The organism is Agrobacterium sp. CCNWLW155, assembly GCF_036888815.1.
GTDB lineage: Bacteria > Pseudomonadota > Alphaproteobacteria > Rhizobiales > Rhizobiaceae > Agrobacterium > Agrobacterium radiobacter.
Map to the genome: position 1 here is coordinate 68,843 of NZ_JBAKFW010000004.1, position 23,154 is coordinate 91,996.

General features: G+C 60.1%; 19 protein-coding genes and 1 riboswitch. Of the genes, 7 read left to right on the forward strand and 12 right to left on the reverse strand.

The annotated features are described in order from the left end of the window. Positions 1–23 precede the first annotated feature (23 nt). The 5 genes from V6S97_RS14825 to V6S97_RS14845 all read left to right on the forward strand — a co-directional run bounded on the left by V6S97_RS14825 (position 24) and on the right by V6S97_RS14845 (position 3,982). Positions 24–1,223 carry a YcaO-like family protein gene (locus V6S97_RS14825; RefSeq protein WP_334427276.1) on the forward strand — a complete coding sequence of 400 codons (1,200 nt, stop codon included), beginning with the start codon at positions 24–26 and terminating at the stop codon, positions 1,221–1,223. Further along, complete coding sequence (locus V6S97_RS14830) at positions 1,220–1,930, forward strand: TfuA-like protein (protein WP_003509567.1); 711 nt, start codon at positions 1,220–1,222, stop codon at positions 1,928–1,930. The genes V6S97_RS14825 and V6S97_RS14830 overlap by 4 nt, the downstream gene beginning before the upstream one ends. After that, positions 1,927–3,090: a hypothetical protein gene (locus tag V6S97_RS14835; protein WP_003509568.1), complete on the forward strand. Its 1,164-nt coding sequence runs from the start codon at positions 1,927–1,929 to the stop codon at positions 3,088–3,090. The genes V6S97_RS14830 and V6S97_RS14835 overlap by 4 nt, the downstream gene beginning before the upstream one ends. A 126-nt stretch (positions 3,091–3,216) precedes the next feature. After that, positions 3,217–3,654, forward strand: coding sequence for a helix-turn-helix domain-containing protein (locus tag V6S97_RS14840; RefSeq protein WP_003509569.1), 438 nt, complete (start codon positions 3,217–3,219; stop codon positions 3,652–3,654). Between the two features lie 94 nt (positions 3,655–3,748). Then, on the forward strand, positions 3,749–3,982 hold the full coding sequence (locus V6S97_RS14845) for a hypothetical protein (protein WP_003509570.1): 234 nt from the start codon (positions 3,749–3,751) through the stop codon (positions 3,980–3,982). A 190-nt stretch (positions 3,983–4,172) separates the two neighbouring features. Here the strand turns inward: V6S97_RS14845 and metE are convergent, their stop codons facing one another. From metE to xylF, 4 genes are all read right to left on the reverse strand, one after another. After that, complete coding sequence (gene metE / locus V6S97_RS14850; protein ID WP_003509571.1) at positions 4,173–6,521, reverse strand: 5-methyltetrahydropteroyltriglutamate--homocysteine S-methyltransferase; 2,349 nt, start codon at positions 6,519–6,521, stop codon at positions 4,173–4,175. A gap of 100 nt (positions 6,522–6,621) precedes the next feature. Beyond that, positions 6,622–6,834: riboswitch (cobalamin riboswitch) on the reverse strand. 69 nt (positions 6,835–6,903) lie between these two features. Further along, the gene (locus V6S97_RS14855) at positions 6,904–7,686 is read right to left on the reverse strand and encodes an ATP-binding cassette domain-containing protein (protein WP_003509572.1); all 783 of its coding nucleotides are present in this window, start codon (positions 7,684–7,686) and stop codon (positions 6,904–6,906) included. Between the two features lie 18 nt (positions 7,687–7,704). Further along, a complete protein-coding gene (locus V6S97_RS14860) occupies positions 7,705–9,018 on the reverse strand; it encodes a sugar ABC transporter permease (RefSeq protein WP_003509573.1) in 1,314 nt (437 codons plus the stop codon). Between the two features lie 79 nt (positions 9,019–9,097). Further along, positions 9,098–10,138, reverse strand: coding sequence for a D-xylose ABC transporter substrate-binding protein (gene xylF, locus V6S97_RS14865; protein WP_003509574.1), 1,041 nt, complete (start codon positions 10,136–10,138; stop codon positions 9,098–9,100). 242 nt (positions 10,139–10,380) lie between these two features. On the opposite strand from xylF, the gene V6S97_RS14870 reads away from it, so the two are divergent. Beyond that, positions 10,381–11,613, forward strand: a complete 1,233-nt coding sequence (locus V6S97_RS14870) for an ROK family transcriptional regulator (RefSeq protein ID WP_334427283.1) — start codon at positions 10,381–10,383, stop codon at positions 11,611–11,613. A 19-nt stretch (positions 11,614–11,632) separates the two neighbouring features. On the opposite strand, the gene V6S97_RS14875 is transcribed toward V6S97_RS14870, so the two are convergent. The 8 genes from V6S97_RS14875 to V6S97_RS14910 all read right to left on the reverse strand — a co-directional run bounded on the left by V6S97_RS14875 (position 11,633) and on the right by V6S97_RS14910 (position 21,609). Further along, positions 11,633–13,177, reverse strand: coding sequence for a glycerol-3-phosphate dehydrogenase (locus tag V6S97_RS14875; protein WP_111793810.1), 1,545 nt, complete (start codon positions 13,175–13,177; stop codon positions 11,633–11,635). Between the two features lie 266 nt (positions 13,178–13,443). Then, positions 13,444–13,860 carry a methylmalonyl-CoA epimerase gene (mce, locus tag V6S97_RS14880; protein ID WP_003509577.1) on the reverse strand — a complete coding sequence of 139 codons (417 nt, stop codon included), beginning with the start codon at positions 13,858–13,860 and terminating at the stop codon, positions 13,444–13,446. Between the two features lie 13 nt (positions 13,861–13,873). Beyond that, positions 13,874–16,015 carry a methylmalonyl-CoA mutase gene (gene scpA, locus V6S97_RS14885; RefSeq protein ID WP_334427285.1) on the reverse strand — a complete coding sequence of 714 codons (2,142 nt, stop codon included), beginning with the start codon at positions 16,013–16,015 and terminating at the stop codon, positions 13,874–13,876. Positions 16,016–16,146: 131 nt separating this feature from the next. Next, positions 16,147–18,150, reverse strand: a complete 2,004-nt coding sequence (locus V6S97_RS14890; protein ID WP_334427287.1) for an acetyl/propionyl/methylcrotonyl-CoA carboxylase subunit alpha — start codon at positions 18,148–18,150, stop codon at positions 16,147–16,149. Between the two features lie 4 nt (positions 18,151–18,154). Next, positions 18,155–18,556 carry a hypothetical protein gene (locus tag V6S97_RS14895; protein ID WP_003509580.1) on the reverse strand — a complete coding sequence of 134 codons (402 nt, stop codon included), beginning with the start codon at positions 18,554–18,556 and terminating at the stop codon, positions 18,155–18,157. A 39-nt stretch (positions 18,557–18,595) separates the two neighbouring features. Beyond that, complete coding sequence (locus V6S97_RS14900; protein WP_003509581.1) at positions 18,596–18,973, reverse strand: hypothetical protein; 378 nt, start codon at positions 18,971–18,973, stop codon at positions 18,596–18,598. 104 nt (positions 18,974–19,077) lie between these two features. Continuing rightward, complete coding sequence (yghU, locus tag V6S97_RS14905) at positions 19,078–19,974, reverse strand: glutathione-dependent disulfide-bond oxidoreductase (RefSeq protein ID WP_003509582.1); 897 nt, start codon at positions 19,972–19,974, stop codon at positions 19,078–19,080. A 102-nt stretch (positions 19,975–20,076) separates the two neighbouring features. After that, the gene (locus V6S97_RS14910) at positions 20,077–21,609 is read right to left on the reverse strand and encodes an acyl-CoA carboxylase subunit beta (RefSeq protein ID WP_080864779.1); all 1,533 of its coding nucleotides are present in this window, start codon (positions 21,607–21,609) and stop codon (positions 20,077–20,079) included. 119 nt (positions 21,610–21,728) lie between these two features. On the opposite strand from V6S97_RS14910, the gene V6S97_RS14915 reads away from it, so the two are divergent. Next, positions 21,729–23,147: a helix-turn-helix domain-containing protein gene (locus V6S97_RS14915; protein ID WP_060724949.1), complete on the forward strand. Its 1,419-nt coding sequence runs from the start codon at positions 21,729–21,731 to the stop codon at positions 23,145–23,147. Positions 23,148–23,154 lie beyond the last annotated feature (7 nt).

A 23,154-nucleotide genomic window follows, 5' to 3' on the forward strand; every position in this document is an offset into this window, starting at 1 on the left:
CCTTGACCGGCGCCGGTGCTCCCATGTCAGCGACAGCGGCTTCAAGGCATGCCGACGCCTCGTTCTTCGATCCCGGACTGCTTCGGCGGTTCGGGATTACCCGTGTCGGCGATGTGACCGGCCTCGACATCATCGGCATTCCCGTCTGGTTCGCGACCCGGCCCAATTCACGCGGGCTGTCGGTATCGCAGGGCAAGGGGCTTGTCGCGGAACAGGCCCGGCTATCGGCGATCATGGAGGCAATCGAAGGCGCGGTTGCCGAAGACACCCGCAAACATATCGCCATTTTCGGCTCCATTCAGGAGATGCGGGACAAAGGCGTTCCCCTGGTTCCTTTCGAAACCGTTGGCCGGGTCGATCCGGACACTCTTGATCCGCAAAAAGAACGCGCCTGGGTGAAGGGAACATCCATTCGCCACCAGCGGGAGGTTTTAGCCCCTTATGAACTCGTCGGCATGGATTTCCGCGTGGATTTCCCATGGGACCGGCAGGCCTTCCGCATGAGTTCCCAAGGGCTCGCGGCCGGATTCGACCATGACCATGCGGTTCTTCATGCCCTGCTCGAACTCATTGAAAATGACGCCTGCTTCCTCGTCGACACTTTCGAAACACGCGCCATCGCACCTCAACCGATCCTCATTCCGGCGGGCGTCGATCCTTCCCTCGACGACCTTGTTCGACGCCTGTCGGATATCGGCCTGCCGCCGTCCTTTTTCGACATGACGAATGGGCTTGGCGTGCCGGTGGTGATGGCGAGCCTGCCCCGCTCTCTTCAGGCTAAGGACGGGCCGACCACCCGCAACGCCGCGGGCGCGGCCTGCCGGCTTGATATGCATGGCGCTGCGATTGCTGCGCTGCTGGAGGCGATCCAGTCGCGATTGACCGATATCAGCGGCGCGAGAGACGATCTTTCCCCTCTCCGCTACCAGCGGGATATGGTTGCGGCCGGGCCTTCGGCCTCCGGCGCACCGCCGGTGGAAAGGGTGCCGGTCAATCTCGATTTTGCCCATGGCGCCGCATCTTCGCCGCCATGGCGCCAGCTTGCGACGCACCTTTTCGCCGGCGGCATCGAGGATATCTATGTCTTTCCTTTGGAAACGGACGTAGCCGGCCTGCATGTGGTGCGGGTTCTGGCAAGTGGCCTTGCCCCGGCCGGCGGCGGGCTCCAGCACATCTCGCAGCGCACCCTCGATCACTTGCTGACTGTCGGAGGCCTCGGATGAAGCCGGTGGTTTTTGCAGGCCCGTCCATCCATGGCATCGCCAGCGAACATATGTCCGGCCTCGATATTCGCGGTCCGGCAGCTTGCGGCGATATTTTCGATGCGGTCCGGCAAGGCATCGGGGCAATCGGGCTGATCGACGGGCTTTACGGCGATTGCGCCGCCGTCTGGCACAAGGAAATCCTCTATGCGCTGTCCAGCGGCGTCAGCGTTTTCGGCGCCGCCAGCATGGGTGCGCTCCGGGCGGCGGAATGCGCTTCCTTCGGCATGATCGGCATCGGTGAGATTTTCGAAGCCTATCGGGACGGGCAACGTTTTTCCGATGCCGATGTGGCAGTGAGCCATGCACCCGGCGAACTCGCCTACCGCCCGCTGACAGTCGCGCTGGTCGACGCCGAAGCGACGCTTGCGACCTGCCGCGACACGCTCACCCCGGAGCAATATGGCGCGCTCGCGCGTGCCGCCAGCAACCTGCATTTTACCCGCAGGACATGGCGCTCCATCGCTGCCGAAGCCGGCCTCGGCTCTGTGACGGCAGATTTGCTCGCGGCCAATGCGGTTTCCGTCAAGAGAAACGATGCGACGAGGCTTCTGGCGGTGCTCTCGGGCGAGACGCTGCCATTCCCGCCGCCATCATGGAAACTGCAGAACACGATGTTTTTCCAGCAATTGACCGCACGGCAGACGGCAGGGGACAAGACGTCTTGAACGCCGTCCAGTCCACGGCACTGCCTTTGGTGCCCGATTGCGGTGGGCTGATCCGCACGATCGCGTTCGCATTGCCTGCCGCCTTTTTTGCGGACAACGGACCCGCTGACACCGTTTCTCCGCTCATTCCCATCGGAAACCTGCTTTCGGCCCTGCCTGCGGATATCGCTGCCGCTATCGTGGTCGATCGCGCCTGTGTTGCGCCGGCACAAAGCTGGCTCGACGGCCTGCCAACCCACTGCCCCACCGAGTTGATACCCCTTGCCGGAAACGACAGCGTTTCGCATCCATGGCTGCAGGATATGCTCCATGTGCGGAGAAATGATCGCGACGGATATGCCAGTGCGGAGTTTGTTTTGGCGGCGGAAAAGGCCGTCGGGGTCAGTCTGGCCGAGCATCTGGGAGCGGCAACTAGGTATTCCGATGTCGCCTTGGCGGGGGGCAATCAGCTCGTCGGCCCGGATTTTCGGCTGGTGGGCCATTCTAGCCTGCAGGATGACAGTGGGATCGGAAGAAATGCGGCCATCCCGTCGCAACGATGGCGAAAGGTTGAGGCTCTCGACGGCCGAAGCGTGTTCAGTTTCGGATATCGGCCGAGAGATCTCGGCAATATCCCGGCATCTCTGACTCCTTCCGCGACTCCAATTTGCGGAGCGGAGATTGCCGGCGAAAGAATGCACCAATGCGGCTTCCACGTTGATCAGTTCGTTTCCGTCACCGGTCTGAGAAGCGGGGGCCGGCCGTTATTGCTCGTTGCCGATCCCGTCGCGCATGGCGGATGCAATGCCCGCGCCGCAACCGATCTGAAACGAAAGCTGGACGCCTCGGCCCTTTCGCTTGTGCGGCAAGGCTTTGCGATTGAACGAAATCCCATCCCGGTTTCACCGGCCATCGATACCAACAAATGCCTGCCCAGGCTTTACAACAACGTTCTTCTTGAAAATGTCACACGTTCCGGTCAGAAACGGCCATTCGTCTGGATTCCGCATTTCGGCGATAGGGAAGCGCTTGAGGAATTCGACGCGATGAATCGGAAAATTTGGGACAGATTCGGCTTTCAGGCCATCGGTGTGGCCGGATGGAGCCATCTTTCAAGCCGCAACGGTGCGTTGCGTTGCGCGACAAAAATAATAAATCGCGGCCCGGACACGCGATTATGAACAAAAAACCGTGCTATTTTGTCAATAAAGCTTCATAATACCCGTGGAAATTGTGTTGAATGTATACCTTCAACAATATTAATTGATAATCATCGGATTTAAGAACCTCAACCGGAGGAATTTGTAATGCAGGCCAAACTACCCAGCCCGATCGACGTCCATGTCGGCGCACAGATCAGAATGCGCCGCAAGTCGCTTGGCATGAGTCAGAGTGCGCTGGCCGGGCGATTGGGCATCACCTTCCAGCAGGTCCAGAAATATGAGAAGGGCGCCAACCGCGTCGGCGCGTCCCGTCTGCAGGCCATTGCGTCGATCCTCGGCGTGGATGTCAGCTCCCTGTTCGCCAATGCCACGCCCGATGGCGACCCGGCCAATCCGGCCCTCGGCACGATCAATGCCATGCAGACCTTCGTGGCTTCGAACGAAGGCTTTTCGCTCAACCAGGCCTTTTCGCGCATCAAGAGCGCCGCCGTGCGCAGAAGCATCGTCGCCCTCGTGACATCGCTCGCGGCGACTGAAGCGGCGGAAAATGCCAGCGCCCCGGCAGACAAAAACGACAATTGACGCAGGTGTGACGCTCGCGTGACGCTCGATATGGTCGAAAATGAACAACGCAACATCAAAGCGTTTTCATACTGTCGACTGTCGAGAGGGAATCATGGTGGCGTCTACCACAGCTATACTTGAACAGGACAATGCAGACGAGATTCTGGCGCTCGGGCGGATGGTTTCCTATCTTTGCCAGCGCTCGAAGGCTCTGGAACTGGGCATGTCGACCTATTTTCTGGAAATGGCATTGCTGTCGCTGGCCCAGGACATCAATCAGCAGGGTCTGCCGTCGGTAAGCACAGAAATCAATGTCAGCGCCCTGGCACAGGCCGACCTGCATTGAACGCTTTCGTAACGGCATGAACCCGCAGGAGTGAGCGTTTCCGCGCCGGCCTCCAGTCGTGAAAGCTTGGGAACGTTCTTGCCTGTCCGGCTGGCTCCATCCAGCCGGAGAGTCATTTGCATATCTTCCTCCACATTTTATTGGCGCAAGCCATGAGTGAGGCCCGGTTTTTCCGGGCCTCACTTCATTATCAGGGCACCGCGCGGCGAAGCTCGATGGCAGCGGCAACCATGTTGACGAGTGCCGGCCTGACCTCTTCCCACTTGCGGGTCTTCAGGCCGCAATCCGGGTTGATCCAGAGCTGCCGGTCGTCAAGCCGCTCCCGCGCCAGCGCCAGAAGATCGACCATTTCTCCGACATCAGGCACACGCGGCGAGTGGATGTCGTAGACGCCGGGACCGATCTGGTTCGGATATTTGTAAGTCCGAAACGCATCCAGCAACTCCATCTTTGACCGCGAGGTCTCGATGGAGATCACGTCGGCATCCATCGCCGCAATGGCATCGATAATCTGGTTGAATTCGGAATAGCACATATGGGTGTGCACCTGTGTGCGGTCGTCCACGCCGCTGGAGCAAATGCGGAAGCATTCCACCGCCCAGCCGAGATAATCCTGCCAGTCCCGGTGCCGAAGCGGCAGGCCCTCACGCAGAGCCGCCTCATCGATCTGGATCATTTGTGCACCGGCTGCCTCGAGATCGTTGACCTCATCGCGGATGGCGAGCGCGATCTGCCGGCATGTCAGGCTTCTGGCGATATCATCACGGACAAAGGACCAGTTAAGGATCGTCACCGGTCCGGTCAGCATGCCCTTGACGGGCTTGTCGGTGAGCGACTGGGAATATTCCCACCAGCGGACCGTCATCGGTTTCGGCCGCGACACATCACCGAAGATGATGGGCGGACGCACGTAACGCGAGCCGTAGCTCTGCACCCACGCATGCTGGGTGAAGGCGAAACCGGAAAGCTGTTCGCCGAAATATTGCACCATGTCATTGCGCTCGAACTCGCCATGCACGAGAACGTCGAGGCCAATTTCCTCCTGCCAGCGAATCGTCGCTTCGGTTTCCTTCTGCAGGAAGCTTTCATATTGCGCATCGGTCAGGGCACCCTTCGAATGCGCTGATCGGGCCTTGCGCACCTCCGGCGTCTGCGGGAAGGAACCGATGGTGGTCGTCGGGAAAAGCGGAAGCGTAATGGCCTGCGACTGCAGCTTCTGCCGCTCGGCAAAGGGGCTTACCCGCTTCCTGTCGGCCTCGCCAATCGTCGCGATACGCTTTTGCACGGCGGCGTCCGTTACTTTCGGCGAGGATGCGCGTGCGGCGACCGCCTTCGAGGCAGCCTCCAGTTCCGGGGTTACAGCGGCCTTGTCCTCACCGAGAGCCTTGCCAAGCGTGGCAAGCTCGTCGAGCTTCTGGGTGGCGAAGGAAAGCCAGCTTTTCAGATCAGCATCGAGACCGGTTTCCAGTTCGAGATCAACCGGAACATGCAGCAGCGAGCAGGACGGCGCAATCTGAAACGCCGCCGCACCGCGTGACGCGATGATGGGTTCCAATCGGGTGACGATTGCGGCGAGATCAGCACGCCAGATGTTGCGGCCATCGATGACGCCCAGCGACAGAACGCGATTTTCCGGCAGCGCCTTCAACACCGCCTCCAACGCAGCGGGTGCCCGCATCAGATCGACATGAAGGCCGGCGACCGGCAGCGCCGCGATGGCTTCGAGATTGTCCTCAAGCCCACCGAAATAGGTGGCGAGCAGGATCTTCAAATCCGGCACGGCCTTCGACAAAGCCTGGTAGGTCACAGCCAGCGCATGGCGCTCCCCCTCGGAAAGGTCCAGCACGGCGACCGGCTCGTCGATCTGCACCCAGTCCGCACCGGCCGCATGCAGGCGGCGCAGCAGCTCTTCATAAACGGGCAGCAACCGCGCCAGCAGATCAAGCGGCTTGAAGGCTGCCTCGCGCGCCTTGGCGAGCTTCAGGAGCGTGACCGGACCAAGAATGACCGGACGCGTATGGATGCCGAGCGCCTTCGCCTCAAGGAAGTGGTCAACCGGCTTTTGCGAGGTGAGTTCGAAATGCTGATCCTCTGAAACCTCCGGCACCATGTAATGATAGTTGGTGTCGAACCATTTGGTCATTTCCAGCGCCGGAACGCCATGACCATGATGCGAATGTCCTTCATGCGCATGGCCGCAGCCTGCATGCCCGTCGCTCTGGCTGCCGCGCGCCATGGCGAAATAGGTCGAGAGGGAAACATCTCCACCCGCCCTTCCATAGAGGGATGGAATGGCGCCTACCATCACGGCCGTATCGAGCACATGATCGTAGAGGGAAAAATCATTGGAGGGGATGTGGCTAATCCCCTTCTCCTGCTGAAGCACCCAGTTTTCGGCGCGCAGCCTGGCGGCGGTTTCGAGAAGTTCCGTTTCGGAAATCTTTCCGGACCAGAAGCCTTCAAGCGCGAACTTTAATTCGCGATGACGGCCGATCCTCGGGAAACCGAGCGATGCGACTGGAATGGTCTTGTTTGACATTGTCATACCCCAGATGGTTGTGGGGGCATGGGTAAAGCGGACGCGCGCAGGCCCGGCCTTTGCCGAACCATTGCAGCAACCACCGGGACACCCCGCCCGTGGACGTTATTTTGTCCTGGCAGGTCTCCTGGCTTACGGGTCGTCGCCTTTGTCCGTCTTCCCGGAGTTCACCCCAGTGACGTCTTGGACAAAGGCTCGCCGCTTACAGTTGCGGGGGCAGCTCCGGTCTTGCAGATCGTCGGCGCACCGGATTCCCTCTTAGCTCCGGGATTGAAATAATCAGGCCCGGAGAACCATGACACCCGCATTTCTCACTACGGGTATCACAATGTCAATAGACATAAAGAAATCTTTATATCTTTATTTCATTCGAAGACAGGTGTCAGGACACGACCGCGCCCGGACCTGCCACAGCACCTGACGGCACTTTGCCCAGAATGATCATGCCGAGAACCTCGTCCTTCGTCACATCTTCCGTGCGGGCATGGCCGACCACCTTGCCGTTCTTCATCACGAATACCCGGTCCGCCAGGTCGAAGACGTCATGGATATCGTGGCTGATGAGGAAGATGCCGATGCCCTGCCGTTTCAGCTCCTTGACGAGATCACCGACCTGCGCGGTTTCCTGCGGCCCGAGCGCCGCCGTCGGTTCGTCCATGATGAGGATGCGGGCGTCGAAAAGAATGGCGCGGGCGATGGCGACGGACTGCCGCTGGCCGCCCGACAATGCCTTCACCGGCTCCTTGAAACGCCGGAAATTGGGGTTGAGACGCCCCATGACCTCCCGGGCCGAGGCCTCCATGGCGACATCATCCAACGTGCCCCATTTCGTTTTCAGCTCGCGGCCGAGATAGAGATTGGCCGCCGCATCGACATTATCCGCCACCGCCAGCGTCTGGTAGATGGTTTCAATGCCGTATTTCTTGGCGTCGCGGGGATTGCGGATATCCGCATCCTCGCCATTGATGAGGATATCGCCGCCATCGCGCCGGTAGGCGCCGGACAATATCTTGATGAGCGTCGATTTGCCCGCGCCGTTGTGGCCGAGAAGGGCCACCACCTCACCGGGGAAAAGGTCGACAGAGGCGTTTTCCACCGCATGGATACCGCCGAAGGAAATGGAAATATTGCGCATTTCCACGAGGGGCGTGACTTGTTCCGTCATTGGGATTCTCCTCGGTTCTTACTTGGCGCGGGCGCGGTAGATGGTGTCGAGCCAGACGGCGACGACCAGAACCACACCGACGACGATGCGCTGGAAGGGCGTATCGATGCCCACCAGCACCATGCCGGATTGCAGCGACTGCATGACGAGCGCGCCGAGCATCGCGCCCGCTATGGTTCCGACACCGCCGGCAAGCGAGGTGCCGCCGATGACCGCCGCCGCGATCGTATAAAGTTCGTCCAGTTCACCCTGGGCGTTGGTTGCCGCGTTGAGGCGGGCAGTGGAGATTGCCGCCGCGATGGCGCAGAGAACGCCCATCAGCGTGAATATCTTCACCGTGACCCAGCGGGTCTTGATGCCGGCGAGTTCGGCCGCTTCCGGGTTGCCGCCGATGGCGAAGACATAACGTCCGAAGCGCAGCCGCGTGGCGATGAAGGTCATCACTGCACCAACGGCGAGCGCCATCAGCACCGGAACGGCAATGCCGTGCGGAATGAACAGGCCGCCATCCGGCCAGGTGATGCCATTGGCATCGGCATAATTGCGGGCGATGTTGATCGGCCAGGGGTAGCTGTTGACGACAGCCACGAAACCGATGACGACAAAGCAGCCGAGCGCCACCAGAAAATACTCCGCCCAAACCGGCCGCAGCGGAAAGCCGAAACGGCGGCGCTGATGACGGGAATTGAGGATTGCCGCGACGATGGCGACACAGGCGACAATGGCAGCGATCCAGCTCCATGTCGCGCCGATCGAGCCGCTGGTGCCGCCGCCCATCAGGCGGAAGGTGGAATCCATCGGCGCCACGGTGCGGCCGCTGGTGACGAACCAGGTGCCGCCGCGCCAGACCAGCAGACCGCCGAGCGTGACGATGAAGGACGGCACGTTGAGGAAGGCGATGATCGAGCCCTGCAGCATGCCGATGGCGCCGCCGACAAGAATGCCGACCAGAAGCGTGACGATCCATGTCGCCCAATGTTCGAAGCCGAGAAGCTGCGGCAGGATTTCCGCCTGCATGACACCCATGATCATGCCGGAAAAGCCAAGGATCGATCCGACCGACAGGTCGATGTTGCGGGTGACGATGACGAGCACCATACCGGTCGCCATGACAGCCACGGACGCGGTCTGCACGGAAAGGTTCCAGAGGTTTCGCGGCGTCAGGAACAGGCCGCCGGACAGGATATGAAATCCGATCCAGATCAGAAGAAGCGCGCCGACCATGCCGAGCAGGCGGGTATCAAGCTCCGTTGCGCTGATGAAGCGCGCGATGGAGCCTGTCTTTTCCGTCTTGGCGGACGCTGGGGAATTGGATTGGGTCATATCGGCCATGAACTGCCGGTGCTCCTCACATCTTAAAAGGCGCTGCGCCATGAACCATGGCGCAGCGCCCGAACCGGGACATAGTCGATCAGTTGCAGGCCTTGACGGATCCGGCCTTCACACCCTGGCAGGCCGTTTCCTTCTTGATCCAGCCGGCATCGATCACGACGTTCAGATTGTCCTTGGTGATGGCGATCGGCTTGAGGAAGACCGACTGCATCGTGACCTTCTTCGGGCCGCCGTCAAAGGCGGTGACGCCCTTGATTTCCGTCATCTTCTTGCCGCCAGCAAGCGCGAGCGCAATACCGGCCGCTTCCTTGCCGAGTTCGCGGCTGTCTTTCCAGACGGAAACCGTCTGCGTGCCGAGTGCGACGCGGTTAAGCGCGGCGAAATCGGCATCCTGGCCGGAAACGGGCACCGAACCCGCCATGCCCTGCGCGGCGAGAGCGGCGATTGCGCCACCGGCCGTGCCGTCATTCGAGGCGACAACTGCATCGACCTTGTTGTTATTCTTGGTCAGAAACTGTTCCATGTTCTTCTGGGCATTTTCCGGCTTCCAGCCATCGGTATAGGCTTCGCCGACATTCTTGATCTTGCCCCCGTCGATGGCGGCCTTCAGCACTTCCTGCTGGCCGGCAAAAAGGAAGTCCGCGTTCGGATCGGAAGACGAGCCCTTGATGAAGACATAGTTGCCTTCCGGCTTCACCTTGAAGACTTCGGCTGCCTGAAGGCGACCGACTTCCTTGTTGTCGAAGGTAATGTAGAAGGCGTTCTTGTTTTCGATCAGGCGGTCATAACCAACGACCGGAATACCCTCGGCAACGGCCTTTTCAACGGCCGGGCCAATCGCGTCGCTGTCCTGCGCCAGGATGATCAGCGCGTTGGCGCCCTGGGAAATCAGCGATTCCACGTCGGTCAGCTGCTTTGCAGCGGACGACTGCGCATCGGCGGAGATGTATTTCGCGCCGGCCTTGTCGAGCGCTGCCTTGATGGCCGCCTCATCCGTCTTCCAGCGTTCTTCCTGGAAATTCGACCAGGAAACGCCAACGACGAGATCAGCCGCAATAGCGGCAGTATGAAGGGAAACGAGTACGGCCGTACCCGCCAAAAGCTTGGCAAAAGAATTCATGATGTCCTCCCGGTAAGGGCGAAGCCTGCACCTCCATGCAGGAAAAACGCCCGGAAAAAGCTGTCGGTCTCTGTGGTTTCACAATTTTCTCGACAGTCGAGAAAATTAATGTCAGAGATTCCCCATGCTGTCAACAACGGCTGCGGGCAGCATCCGGGTGCCTTGATCTTGCTTCTGGCATGCGCCATCAGAGGGGATCAGCACGACAGGAAAAAGGCCGTTCAGGGAGCATGCCCCAGCCCATGTCCGCCATTGCAAGTACGGAACTGGTGCGCCGGAAAAACAGCCTGTCGGTGATGGCGGCACTGCGTCTGCACGGCAGCCTTTCCCACACCGACATGTCGACTTTCACCGGGCTTGCCTCCGCAACCGTTTCCGCCATCACCATGGAACTCGAACGTGCGGGGCTCATTCTCAGGAAAGAGCAGCTTGCCACGGCCGGCCGCGGGCGGCCTCGTATCCTCTTCGGGCCTGATAGTGCCTTCTGCCATGTCGCCATCGTCATCATCTCCTCGGACAGCGTGCAATATTCGCTGGTCGATTATGCCGGAAAGCTGGTGGACCGCTTTACCGAGCAGAGGATCACGGCTGAAAAAGGCTCGTTCGGAGGTTCGATATTGGCGGGCCTTGCGAGACTTGCGGACCGCTCGCGCATCAACCGCCACGACATTCTTCAGGTCTCGATTAGCAGCAAGGGGCTTGTGGATGCGGCAACGGCAGTGCTCGTCTGGTCGCCGGTGCTCGGCAACGAAAAGATAGATTTCCAGCAGCTTATTTCGCAAGACGGCCGCACCCGCGTGACGCTGAACAACGAGACGCTGCTGGCCGCAAAAGCCATTTGGATGCGGGAGCACGCAAGGGAAACCCCGGCGCCGGAAGCGCTCGTCACCCTGTCGCTCGGCCACAGCATCGGCCTTGGCATTGCCCGCGCAACGGGCGGCGCAATCGAAGTCAGCGCCCCCAATTTCGGTCATATGCTGCATCTAGCCGATGGTGCTCTCTGCCGTTGCGGCACCAGGGGCTGCATTGAGGCCTATTCCGGATTTTACGCCATCCTGCGCTCGGCTTTCGAGGCCCCGCCACAGGCGGAACCCGCAAAATTCGTACCGATCGCCGAGGTCGACAAGATCGCCGCTTCGGCCCGCGCCGGGGGCCGCATGGCGCGGTTTGCCTTCCGCACCGCCGGGCTGGCGCTCGGCAACGGTCTTTCACGCCTCTTCAGCCTGCACGGCCATATGCCGGTTTTCATTACCGGTCCCGGCACGCGTTATTTCGATCTTTTGGAAAGCGGCCTGCGCGATGGACTTGCACAGTCACAGGCAGTGCGTTTCGGTGGCATGCCAAAAATCGCAATCGCTCCCCATGAGCCGGAACTGGTGTTCGAAGGACATATGGAACACGCCCTTTCCGCTGCCGACGACTACATCTTGAGCGCCGACGGCCCCGAGAGACCGCCGAGGAGTTCGGGGAATTGACCTAAAACCTGGCGGAAGCTCAGGCTCGCTCCGCCACGGCTTCGGTCTTTTCCTTGCCGCCTGTCAGCATGGCCACGAATTCATCGAGACCGGCGGCCTCGTCCTTGCTCAGGCGCAGGCCCTGCTTCGTGCGGCGCCAGAGAATATCCTCGGCCGCAAAGGCCCATTCGTGCTCCACCAGCCAGCGCACTTCGCATTCGTAAAGCGTGCCGCCGAAACGCCGGCCGAGGCTGGACACGTCGGTGGCGCTGCCCAACAGTTCTGCAGCCTTCGTGCCGTAGTTTCTGACAAGCCGCTCGGCATGGCGTCCATCAAGGAAAGGATATCGGGAGACGAGCGCCCGAACCTGCACCTCATATCTCTCCACCCCGAAATCGCCGCCCGGCAGATGCGAGCCCGCCGTCCACGGCTTACCCTTTTCGCCGATCGCCGCGCCGATCTTTTCCAGCGCGTGTTCCGCCAACCGCCGATAGGTGGTGAGCTTGCCGCCGAAAATATTGAGGAGTGGAGCCTCACCCTCGGTCTCTTCAACCTTCAGCACGTAATCGCGTGTAGCTTCCTGCGCTTTCGAAGCGCCGTCATCAAAGAGCGGCCGCACGCCGGAATAGGTCCAGACGATGTCTTCCGGCCGAACGGGTTCGCTGAAATAGTCGCTCGCCGCGTTGCAGAGATAGGAAATCTCTTCCTCGGAAATGCGAACCTTGGCCGGATCGCCCTTGTAATCGCGATCCGTGGTGCCGATCAGCGTGAAATCCCGCTCATAGGGAATGGCGAAGATGATGCGGTTATCAGGGTTCTGGAAGAAATAGGCGCGCGGATCGGAAAACTTCTTGCGCACGATAATATGGCTGCCCTGCACGAGCCGGACATTGTGAACATCCTTGCGGCCGAAGACGCCGGAAAGCACCGTGTCCACCCAGGGACCGGCAGCGTTGACCAGCATGCGCGCTTTATGCGTGGCCGAACGACCGGTTTTTTCGTCCAGCGTCTCGATGCGCCACAGCCCGCCTTCGCGCCGTGCGGAAACGACCCGCGTGCGGTTCATGATCGTCGCGCCGCGATCCGCCGCATCGCGCGCGTTGAGAACCACGAAACGGGCATCATCCACCCAGCCGTCGGAATATTCGAAAGCCCTGGCAAAAGCCGGCTTCAGAGGTTTGCCCGCCGGGTCCTTGCGAAGATCGAGCGTACGGGTCGCCGGCAAAAGTTTGCGGCCGCCGAGATTGTCATAAAGAAACAGGCCGAGCCGGACCATCCAGGCCGGGCGTACTCCGCCCTTCTGAATGGGCAGAACGAAACGCATGGGCCAGATGACATGCGGCGCCATGGCCCATAGGATCTCGCGTTCCATCAGCGCTTCGCGCACCAAACGAAACTCGTAATGTTCGAGATAACGCAAACCGCCATGAATGAGTTTGGTGGCCGCCGAAGATGTGCCGGAGGCAAAATCGCCCTTTTCCGCAAGCGCCACGGAATAACCCCTGCCCACAGCATCGCGGGCAATGCCGCAGCCATTGACGCCGCCACCGATGACAAAAAGATCAAAAATGTTTTCGCCGGACATGAAGCCTCCGCGACAATGCAGGGGACAAACCCCTTATGGAAAGACAATTATATAAAAACGAAAACAAAACGAATGTCAAAAGAAAACAAACGAACCATACGAACGCAAATGAAAGCACCGCCATGGGCAGCGCTTCACAACGTCAGCCTCCTAGAGCATTTTCGCTTTTCTTCGAATCGCGAAAACGCTCCAACTCGTGCTTGCCGCATTTCCGGACGGAAAACCGGGGTCCACTTTTCCTGGAAATGCTCTAGGAGATTTATGTTTCAGCCGTGTGTCTGAGAAACCTGCTCAAGCTCATAGAGCACGCCGCCCATATCCTTCGGGTGCAGGAAAAGAACAGGATTGCCATGCGCGCCGATCTTCGGCTTGCCATCGCCCAGAATTCGAACGCCCTTCTTGATGAGATCATCACGAGCCGCGTCAATATCCGGCACCTCAAAACAGAGATGGTGCGTCCCGCCGCCCGGATTTCTTTCGAGAAAGGCGGCAATCGGCGAATTTTCTCCGAGGGGGTGAAGGAGTTCGATCTTGGTATTCTCAGCCTGAATGAAAACCACCGTCACGCCGTGTTCAGGCAGGGATTGCGGCTCGGAGACATCTGCGCCAAGCGCCCTGTATCGGGCAATGGCGGCTTCGAGATCGGGCACCGCGATGGCGACGTGATTCAATCTTCCGAACATGGCCATCTTCCCCTCACGCGTTCCGCCTGACGCCTTCGAGCAGGTCGAGAACCTTGTTGGCCGCGTCCATGACATTGGTGCCGGGTCCGAAGATCGCCGAAACCCCGTGGTCGAGCAGGAACTGGTAATCCTGCCGCGGGATGACGCCGCCGACCACGACGATGATGTCTTCCACACCCTTCTGTTTCAGCGCCTCGACCAACTGCGGCGCAAGCGTCTTGTGACCGGCGGCGAGCGACGACATGCCGACCACATGAACCCTGTTCTGAACGGCGAGATCCGCCGCTTCAACGGGAGTCTGGAACAAGGGGCCGACCAGCACATCAAACCCGATATCGCCAAAGGCCGAAGCAATGACCTTCGCACCGCGATCATGCCCGTCCTGTCCGAGCTTGGCGACCATGATGCGCGGTTTGGTGCCGATCCGTTCAGCAACGCCGGAGAGGCGGGCTGCGAGCGTGGCGAGTTCCGGCTCATCCTTATAGGCCTCGCCGTAGATATCAGTCACCACCTCCGGCACGGCGGCATGGTCACCGAAGACCGCACGCAGTGCATCGGAAATCTCTCCCACTGTGGCGCGGGCGCGGGCGGCGACAACGGCGGCTTCGAGAATATTGCCCTTGCCGCTGCGGGCGATCTCGGAAAGTGCTGCCAAGGCGGAGGTCACGTCCTTGCCATCGCGGCGACGGCGCGTCTCCTCAATGCGGCGGATCTGCGCGGCGCGAACGGCGGCATTGTCGATATCGAGAACATCGATATCTTCCTCGTTTTCGAGACGGTAACGGTTGACGCCGACGATGACCTCCTCGCCCTTGTCCACCGCCGCCTGGCGGCGTGTTGCGGCCTCTTCGATCAGCCGTTTCGGCAGGCCTTCCGCCACGGCCCTGGTCATGCCGCCAAGCGCCTCCACCTCCTCGATCAATGCCCAGGCTTTCTCAGCCAGTTCATCGGTCAGGCTCTCGACATAATAGGAACCGGCCAGGGGATCGACGACCTTGGTAACGCCTGTTTCATGCTGGAGGATAAGCTGGGTATTGCGGGCAATGCGGGCGGAAAACTCTGTCGGCAGGGCAATCGCCTCATCGAAGGAATTGGTGTGTAGCGACTGCGTGCCGCCAAGCACGGCGGACATGGCCTCAAACGCGGTGCGAACGATATTGTTATAGGGGTCCTGCTCCTGCAGCGAGACGCCAGAAGTCTGGCAATGGGTGCGTAGCATCAGCGACGAGGCCTTCTGCGGTTTGAATTCCTCCATGATGCGTGACCAGAGCAGGCGCGCAGCGCGCAGCTTCGCCGCCTCCATGAAGAAATTCATGCCGATGGCGAAAAAGAACGACAGGCGGCCAGCGAAGTCATCGACATTCAGCCCCTTGGCCAAAGCAGCCCGCACATATTCGCGCCCATCCGCCAGCGTGAAGGCAAGCTCCTGTACCAGCGTCGCGCCCGCCTCCTGCATGTGGTAACCGGAAATGGAGATGGAGTTGAATTTCGGCATCTCCTTCGCCGTATATTCGATGATGTCGGCAATGATCCGCATCGAGGGTTCGGGCGGATAGATATAGGTGTTGCGGACCATGAACTCCTTGAGGATGTCGTTCTGGATGGTGCCGGAAAGGGCGGCGCGGGGAACGCCCTGTTCTTCGCCCGCCACGATGAAACTGGCGAGCACGGGAACGACCGCGCCGTTCATGGTCATGGACACCGAGACTTTTTCGAGCGGGATGCCGTCGAACAGGATTTTCATGTCCTCGACGCTGTCGATCGCCACACCAGCCTTACCGACATCGCCCTCCACGCGCGGGTGATCGCTGTCATAACCGCGATGGGTGGCGAGGTCGAAAGCCACGGAAACACCCTGCTGGCCGGCGGCGAGCGCCTTGCGGTAAAAGGCATTCGAGGCTTCGGCCGTGGAAAAACCGGCATATTGGCGGATGGTCCAGGGCCGCCCGGCATACATGGTGGCGCGCGGGCCGCGCGTGAAAGGCGCAAAGCCCGGCAGGCTATCAAGATGAGAAATCTTCTGCAGATCGTCAGCCGTATAGAGCGGCTTGACCTCGATGCCCTCAGGCGTGTGCCAGACGAGTATGTCCGGTGAGCGCTTCAGCTCTTTTTCGGCAAGGTGAAGCCAATCCCGCACCGTTTTTTCACCCGACATGCATCTCTCCCCTTCTGCATTTCATTCTAGCACCGTGGCCGGTGATCGTGACGAAAATCGAACGGCCGCCCGCAGGCCCGACCCCGTAAACCGCTCCGGCCCGCATCCGTTCCGGAAAACGGCAGCGGCTATCACTCGAATTCGAGAATGACTTCGTCCACCGCGAGGCTGTCGCCCGGTTTTGCCGCCACCCTGGCAACCCGACCGCGTTTTTCCGCGCGCAGGATGTTTTCCATCTTCATGGCCTCCACCGTCGCCAGCGCCTGCCCGGCCTCCACCTCGTCGCCTTCACCCACCGAAATACCGGTGATGACACCAGGCATGGGGCAGAGCAGCAGTTTCGATGTATCCGGCGGCAGTTTTTCCGGCATCAGCAGCGCCAGTTCCGCCACGCGCGGGCTGCGCACGCGGGCAAGAATATCCATGCCGCCCCAGCGCAGGCGAACCGCCGCGCCGGCAAGATCAACCTTGGCGGCGATAACTTCGCCCGCCACCGTGAACAGACCCAGACTCTGGCCCGGAAGCCAGCCGGTATCGATGGCCAAAGCCGCCCCGTCCTCAAAGCAGACCACCGTGCCATCCGGACCGGTTTCAACGCTGACCCTTTGGTGCAATGCGTCAAATGAAACCACCCAGTCATGGCCGACAATGCGGCGGTGATTACCGATGGTGCCGGAAATTTCGACCGCGCGGTTCTGTACGCGCTGGTTGATGATGGCGGCAATGGTGGAAAGCTTACGCGCCGCGGCTTCATCCGGCTCGACGCCGGAAAACCCTTCCGGAAATTCTTCCGCGATAAAGCCCGTCGTGAGCCTTCCGGCCCGGAACCGCTCATGCTGCATGACGGCCGACAGGAAGGGCAGATTGTGGCCGATGCCCTCCACCTCGAAACGGTCCAGCGCCTGCCCCATGGCGTCGATGGCCGTCTCGCGATCCTGGCCCCAGCTGCACAGTTTGGCGATCATCGGATCGTAATACATCGAGATTTCGCCGCCTTCGAAGACGCCGGTATCGTTGCGGATGACCGTTCCGTTCTCCTGCGCACCTTCCCGCGGTGGTCGATAGCGCGTCAGCCGGCCAATGGAAGGCAGGAAGTTGCGATAGGGGTCTTCGGCATAAAGCCGGCTTTCAATCGCCCAGCCATTCAGTTTCACATCCGCCTGTGCGAAGGAAAGCTTTTCACCTGATGCCACACGGATCATCTGCTCGACCAGATCGATGCCGGTAACAAGCTCGGTCACCGGATGCTCCACCTGCAGGCGAGTGTTCATTTCCAGAAAGTAGAAATTCCTCTCGCCATCGACGATGAATTCCACCGTGCCGGCCGAATGGTAACCGACCGCCCTTGCCAGCGCCACGGCCTGCTCGCCCATGGCCTTGCGGGTCGCTTCATCCAGAAAGGGTGACGGCGCTTCTTCGATGACCTTCTGGTTGCGGCGCTGGATCGAGCATTCGCGCTCACCGAGATAGAGGATGGTGCCGTGCTTGTCGCCCAGCACCTGAATTTCGATGTGGCGCGGCTGGGTGACGAATTTCTCGATGAAGATGCGGTCGTCACCAAAGGAGGATTTCGCCTCGTTTTTCGAGGACTGAAACCCCTCGCGCGCCTCGGTGTCGTTGAAGGCGATGCGCATGCCCTTGCCGCCGCCGCCGGCGGACGCCTTGATCATGACCGGATAACCGATCTGGGAGGCGATCCTTACCGCCTCATCCGCATCCTCGATCAGCCCCATATGGCCGGGAACGGTGGAAACGCCCGCTTTTGCGGCCAGTTTCTTCGAGGTGATCTTGTCGCCCATGGCCTTGATGGCGCCAACAGGCGGGCCGATGAAGACGACACCCGCCTTTTCCAGAGCCTCGGCGAAGGCAGCATTTTCCGACAGGAAGCCGTAACCGGGATGGACAGCATCTGCCCCGGTCTTCGCGATCGCCTCGAGAATCTTGTCAATGACGATATAGGACTGCGACGAGGGAGCCGGGCCGATATGAACGGCTTCATCCGCTTGTCTCACATGCAGCGCATTGGCGTCCGCATCCGAATAGACCGCGACAGTGGCGATGCCCATCTTCTTCGCGGTCTTGATGACCCGGCAGGCGATCTCGCCGCGATTGGCGATGAGGATTTTCTTGATCATGCGGTTATTCTCCCCTCGCATCGTCATCATCGTCGCGGAATTTCTTTTCATAGGGCATCATCAGGATCGCCGAGGCGGTGGCCGCCGCGCCGAACAGGGACGCGATGGGCACGACGACCAGCAATACCGGCACAACCGGATTTGCGGCGCGGCCGATGCGCGCGCCCAAACCGCCAATGTCGAGAAAAATCAGCGCTGCACCGACGCAGACGCCGATCAGCACGCCGACCGCCGCATTGAACGCCATGAAACGCAGCATCTGCCGGTGATCGAGCCGGGCAGCTTCCGGCGTCATCTTTGGCTTTGGATCACGACTGCCCGATGCTCTGCCCGCGTTACCGCCGCGACGTTGCCTCACCCAGCGTCGCAGCCATTGCAGGTCCATATGGAGTATGTCGACAATCATGTTCCTCCTCCCCCTCAGGAAAAATGCCGTCGCCTGCCCTCAGATCTCGAAAAAATTCTCGAATGATTCCGGGAAATTCTGCCGGGCAACGCGCTCATCGATGACCAGCATCGCCTGATAGGAAAGCGGATCGAAATTCTTTTCCGCAGGTATGACCTCACGGCCGAAAAGCAGGTTGAGGCGGGCGGCGTCGAGATTGCCGCGCTCGAAGGGCTCGGCACCAAAATGGTGCCAGAGTGAGTGCAGGAAGGCGGCATCGATGCGATGCTCCTTGGTATCGTTGCGCGCCCGGCGGGGTATCATCTTGATAGGTGTTACCCCTTTGGGGTTGGCGCGACGGATGGTGAACTGGACGCCCGTGCTCGGCATGCCGGAGGGAAATCCCTTGTGTTTGGTCATTTCGGGCAGGTTCGCCATCTTTAGTCCTTCCAGAACATTTCCAGTAAAAGCGGAATCGCTTTTACGTCCGGAAATGCGTCAATTCAAATAGTTAGAGCGCTTTTAGCGCTCTAATCTTTTCGTTATGCCTTGCCGATCCTGTCCTCAGTCTTCGTTTCGAAGTCGGAGGCATCGTGGCGTTCATGCAATTGTTCGGACGGATCGCCCGAGGTTTTGTTGACGATCACACCGCGCTTGACCGCCGGGCGCTCGCCGATTTCGAGCGTCCAGCGCATGACGTTCTTATAGCTGTCCGCTTCAAGGAACGCACCGGCATCGCCATAGGCCTGACCGAGCGCGATCTTGCCATACCACGGCCAGACGGCCATATCGGCGATCGTATATTCCGAACCGGCGAGATAACGGTTGTCGGCGAGGTGCCGGTCCAGCACGTCGAGCTGGCGTTTGACCTCCATCGCGTAACGGTCGATCGCATATTTGATCTTCACCGGCGCATAGGCGTAGAAATGGCCGAAACCGCCGCCGAGGAAGGGGGCGGAGCCCATCTGCCAGAACAGCCAGTTCAGCGCCTGCGTGCGGGCATTGCCCTCCTTCGGCAGGAAGGCGCCGAATTTTTCCGCGAGATAAACGAGAATGGAGCCGCTTTCGAAAACACGCGTGGGCTCAGGGGTCGAATGATCCATCAGCGCCGGGATCTTGGAATTCGGATTGACGCCGACGAAACCGGAACCGAACTGGTCGCCTTCACCGATCTTGATCAGCCACGCATCATAATCTGCGCCCTTGTGGCCGGCGGCCAGCAATTCTTCCAGCATGATGGTGACCTTCTGGCCGTTCGGCGTCGCCAGCGAATAAAGCTGCAGCGGGTGCTTGCCGACAGGCAGTTCCTTTTCATGGGTGGGACCGGCGATCGGACGGTTGATATTGGCGAACTGGCCGCCATTGCCCTTATCCCAGGTCCAGACCTTGGGCACTTCATATCCGGCGGGGAAATTATCTGCGGAGGAATTTTCGGCCATGAAAATGTGTCCTTGTACGTTTCGGGAGGACATCCGGAAATCCGGGCGCCTGAACATCCATATAGTAAGGTGGCCGAAGCATTTTTCCAGCCCTGCAGCAAATTAGAGCGGAATAGTATCGTGTTTCTTCCAGCGGGTTTCGACGCTCTTGTTGCGCAGCGACGCGAAGGCGCGGGCGATGCGGCGGCGTGAGGAATGCGGCATGATGACCTCATCGATGAAACCGCGTTCCGCCGCCACGAAGGGATTGGCGAAACGCTCCTCATATTCTTTCGTGCGCGCGGCAATCTTCTCGGGATCGGCAAGCTCGGAACGATAGAGGATTTCCGCCGCTCCTTTTGCTCCCATCACGGCGATTTCCGCCGTCGGCCAGGCGTAGTTCACATCCGCGCCGATATGTTTGGATGCCATCACGTCATAAGCGCCGCCATAGGCCTTGCGGGTGATCAGCGTCACCATCGGCACCGTCGCTTCCGAATAGGCGAAGAGAAGCTTTGCGCCATGCTTGATGACGCCGCCATATTCCTGCGCCGTTCCCGGCAGGAAACCCGGCACATCCACCAGCGTCAGCAGCGGAATGTTGAAGGCATCGCAGAAGCGCACGAAACGGGCGGCCTTGCGCGAGGCGTCGATATCGAGGCAGCCGGCCAGCACCATCGGCTGGTTGGCGACAACCCCCACCGTCTGGCCTTCAAGGCGGATGAAGCCGGTGATGATGTTGCGGGCAAAGGCTTCCTGCAGCTCGAAGAAGTCTCCCTCATCGGCCAGCGCGTGGATCAGTTCCTTCATGTCGTAGGGTTTGTTGGAGCTGTCGGGGATCAGCGTATCGAGACGTGCTTCCAGCCGCGCCGGATCGTCATGAAACGGCCGGACAGGCGGTTTTTCGCGATTGTTGAGCGGCAGGAAATCGAACAGCAGCCGCACATGTTCCAGCGTCTCGATGTCGTTTTCATAAGCGCCGTCAGCGACGGAGGATTTTCTCGTATGGGTGGAGGCACCGCCAAGCTCTTCCGCTGTGACGATCTCGTTCGTCACGGTCTTCACCACATCCGGCCCGGTCACGAACATGTAGGAGGTATCGCGCACCATGAAGATGAAATCGGTCATGGCCGGCGAATAGACCGCACCGCCCGCACAAGGCCCCATGATGACCGATATCTGCGGCACGACGCCGGAGGCGACGACATTGCGCTTGAACACATCGGCATAACCACCGAGCGAGGCCACGCCCTCCTGGATACGCGCACCGCCGGAATCGTTCAGCCCGATCACCGGCGCACCATTGCGCACCGCCATATCCATGATCTTGCAGATCTTCTGCGCATGGGTTTCCGACAGCGAACCGCCGAGCACGGTGAAATCCTGCGAGAAAACATAGACCTGCCGGCCATTGATGGTGCCCCAGCCGGTGACGACGCCGTCACCTGCAATCTTCTGGCCCGCCATGCCGAAATCCACCGCCCGGTGGGTGACGTACATGTCGTATTCTTCGAAGGAACCTTCATCCAAGAGCACATCGATACGCTCGCGCGCCGTCAGCTTGCCCTTGGCGTGTTGCGCCTCAATGCGCTTGACGCCGCCGCCGAGCCGCGCCTCTTCCCGCCGCGTTTCCAACTGCTCCAGAATGCCGGGCATGTTTCCTCCATGCGTTGTCATTACGATCCATAACCCAGAAAATAGTCTGCCAGAAGCCTTGATCGTGCGCGTATGCGTGCCATAAATATTTGCAATATTTAATTTTGCAAAGTTGCAATATGGCGACGGAAAAACTCTTCATCGGCCGCAAGGTGCGCGGCCTTCGCGAAAACGCCCGCGCCACGCAGGCGCAATTTGCCGAGCGGCTGGGCATCTCCGCGAGCTACCTGAACCAGATCGAGAACAATCAACGCCCGGTTTCGGCCAGCGTTCTGGTGACGCTGGTGGAAAAATTCCAGCTCGACATGGCGGAACTGGCGACCGGCGAAAGCGACCGGCTGGTTTCCGCCGTGCGTGAGGCACTGAAAGATCCGCTCTTCATGAACTACGAACCGGGCCTTCAGGAACTGAAACTGATCGCCCAGAACGCGCCGGGTTTTGCCCATGCGCTGCTGCGCGCCCATCAGGCCTATCGCCAGAACAGCGAGCAGCTGGTGCAGCTGGATGACCGGCTGGGCCGCGGAACCGCGCAGGTGGAAAGAACCCCCTATGAGGAGGTGCGCGATTTCTTCCACTTCGTCGACAATTACGTCGCCGAGATCGACCTTCTGGCCGAAGAGCTGGCGGAAGAACTGGAGATAGAAGGCGGCGAGACCTACGGCATTCTGGCCGCGCAACTGCGCAACCGTTACGGCATCCATATCACAAGAACGGAGGCGGCAGGCGGGTTGATCCGGCACTTCGACCCCACCGGCAAAACGCTCGCTCTCAGCTCCTACATGGCCGCGCCGACCCGCTGTTTTCAGCTTGCATTGCAGATCGCCCAGCTTCACGCCGGCGCGACGGTGGACAGAGTGCTGGCCGGTGCCGGATTCCGCAATGTGGAAGCGGCGGAAATCTGTCGTATCGGATTGCATAATTATTTCGCCGCAGCCCTCATCCTGCCCTATGGCCGATTTCATCGGGCGGCTCAGGAACTGCGTCACGATCTGGAGCTTCTCGCCGTGCGCTTCGGCGCGAGCCTTGAGCAGGTTGCCCACAGGCTGAGCACCTTGCAGCGCCCGGGCATGAAGGGCGTGCCGATCTTTTTCGCCAAGATCGACCGCGCCGGCAACATTACCAAACGCCACAGCGCCACGCGGCTGCAATTTGCCCGTTTCGGAGCGGCCTGTCCGCTTTGGAATATCCATCAGGCTTTCGAAAGCTCCGACAGGATCGTGCGGCAGCTGGCGGAAACGCCTGACGGTGTGCGCTATCTTTCCATCGCCACGCAAATCGAGAAAGCTGGCGCGGGTTTCAATACGGAAAGACCACGTTACGCCATCGCGCTTGGCTGCGAAATTTCCCATGCACAGAATTTCGTTTATGCCGATACGCTCGATCTCGGCAATGCGGCCTCCTTCAAGCCGATCGGCATTTCCTGTCGGGTCTGCGAAAGGGTGGACTGCGTGCAGCGCGCCGTGCCGCCGTTGAAACGCAAGCTGCATTTCGATCATCTTTCGCGCGGAGCCCTGCCCTACAGGATCGCCGACTTCTAGCGCCGCG

What these genes read in the sequence shown, in the direction of transcription:
- V6S97_RS14825 (WP_334427276.1), top strand. Translation starts at nt 24, where the DNA reads ATGTCAGCGACAGCGGCTTCAAGGCATGCCGACGCCTCGTTCTTCGAT.
- V6S97_RS14830 (WP_003509567.1), top strand. Translation starts at nt 1,220, where the DNA reads ATGAAGCCGGTGGTTTTTGCAGGCCCGTCCATCCATGGCATCGCCAGC.
- V6S97_RS14840 (WP_003509569.1), top strand. Translation starts at nt 3,217, where the DNA reads ATGCAGGCCAAACTACCCAGCCCGATCGACGTCCATGTCGGCGCACAG.
- V6S97_RS14845 (WP_003509570.1), top strand. Translation starts at nt 3,749, where the DNA reads ATGGTGGCGTCTACCACAGCTATACTTGAACAGGACAATGCAGACGAG.
- metE (WP_003509571.1), bottom strand. Translation starts at nt 6,521, where the DNA reads ATGTCAAACAAGACCATTCCAGTCGCATCGCTCGGTTTCCCGAGGATC.
- V6S97_RS14855 (WP_003509572.1), bottom strand. Translation starts at nt 7,686, where the DNA reads ATGACGGAACAAGTCACGCCCCTCGTGGAAATGCGCAATATTTCCATT.
- V6S97_RS14860 (WP_003509573.1), bottom strand. Translation starts at nt 9,018, where the DNA reads ATGGCCGATATGACCCAATCCAATTCCCCAGCGTCCGCCAAGACGGAA.
- xylF (WP_003509574.1), bottom strand. Translation starts at nt 10,138, where the DNA reads ATGAATTCTTTTGCCAAGCTTTTGGCGGGTACGGCCGTACTCGTTTCC.
- V6S97_RS14870 (WP_334427283.1), top strand. Translation starts at nt 10,381, where the DNA reads ATGTCCGCCATTGCAAGTACGGAACTGGTGCGCCGGAAAAACAGCCTG.
- V6S97_RS14875 (WP_111793810.1), bottom strand. Translation starts at nt 13,177, where the DNA reads ATGTCCGGCGAAAACATTTTTGATCTTTTTGTCATCGGTGGCGGCGTC.
- mce (WP_003509577.1), bottom strand. Translation starts at nt 13,860, where the DNA reads ATGTTCGGAAGATTGAATCACGTCGCCATCGCGGTGCCCGATCTCGAA.
- scpA (WP_334427285.1), bottom strand. Translation starts at nt 16,015, where the DNA reads ATGTCGGGTGAAAAAACGGTGCGGGATTGGCTTCACCTTGCCGAAAAA.
- V6S97_RS14890 (WP_334427287.1), bottom strand. Translation starts at nt 18,150, where the DNA reads ATGATCAAGAAAATCCTCATCGCCAATCGCGGCGAGATCGCCTGCCGG.
- V6S97_RS14895 (WP_003509580.1), bottom strand. Translation starts at nt 18,556, where the DNA reads ATGATTGTCGACATACTCCATATGGACCTGCAATGGCTGCGACGCTGG.
- V6S97_RS14900 (WP_003509581.1), bottom strand. Translation starts at nt 18,973, where the DNA reads ATGGCGAACCTGCCCGAAATGACCAAACACAAGGGATTTCCCTCCGGC.
- yghU (WP_003509582.1), bottom strand. Translation starts at nt 19,974, where the DNA reads ATGGCCGAAAATTCCTCCGCAGATAATTTCCCCGCCGGATATGAAGTG.
- V6S97_RS14910 (WP_080864779.1), bottom strand. Translation starts at nt 21,609, where the DNA reads ATGCCCGGCATTCTGGAGCAGTTGGAAACGCGGCGGGAAGAGGCGCGG.
- V6S97_RS14915 (WP_060724949.1), top strand. Translation starts at nt 21,729, where the DNA reads ATGGCGACGGAAAAACTCTTCATCGGCCGCAAGGTGCGCGGCCTTCGC.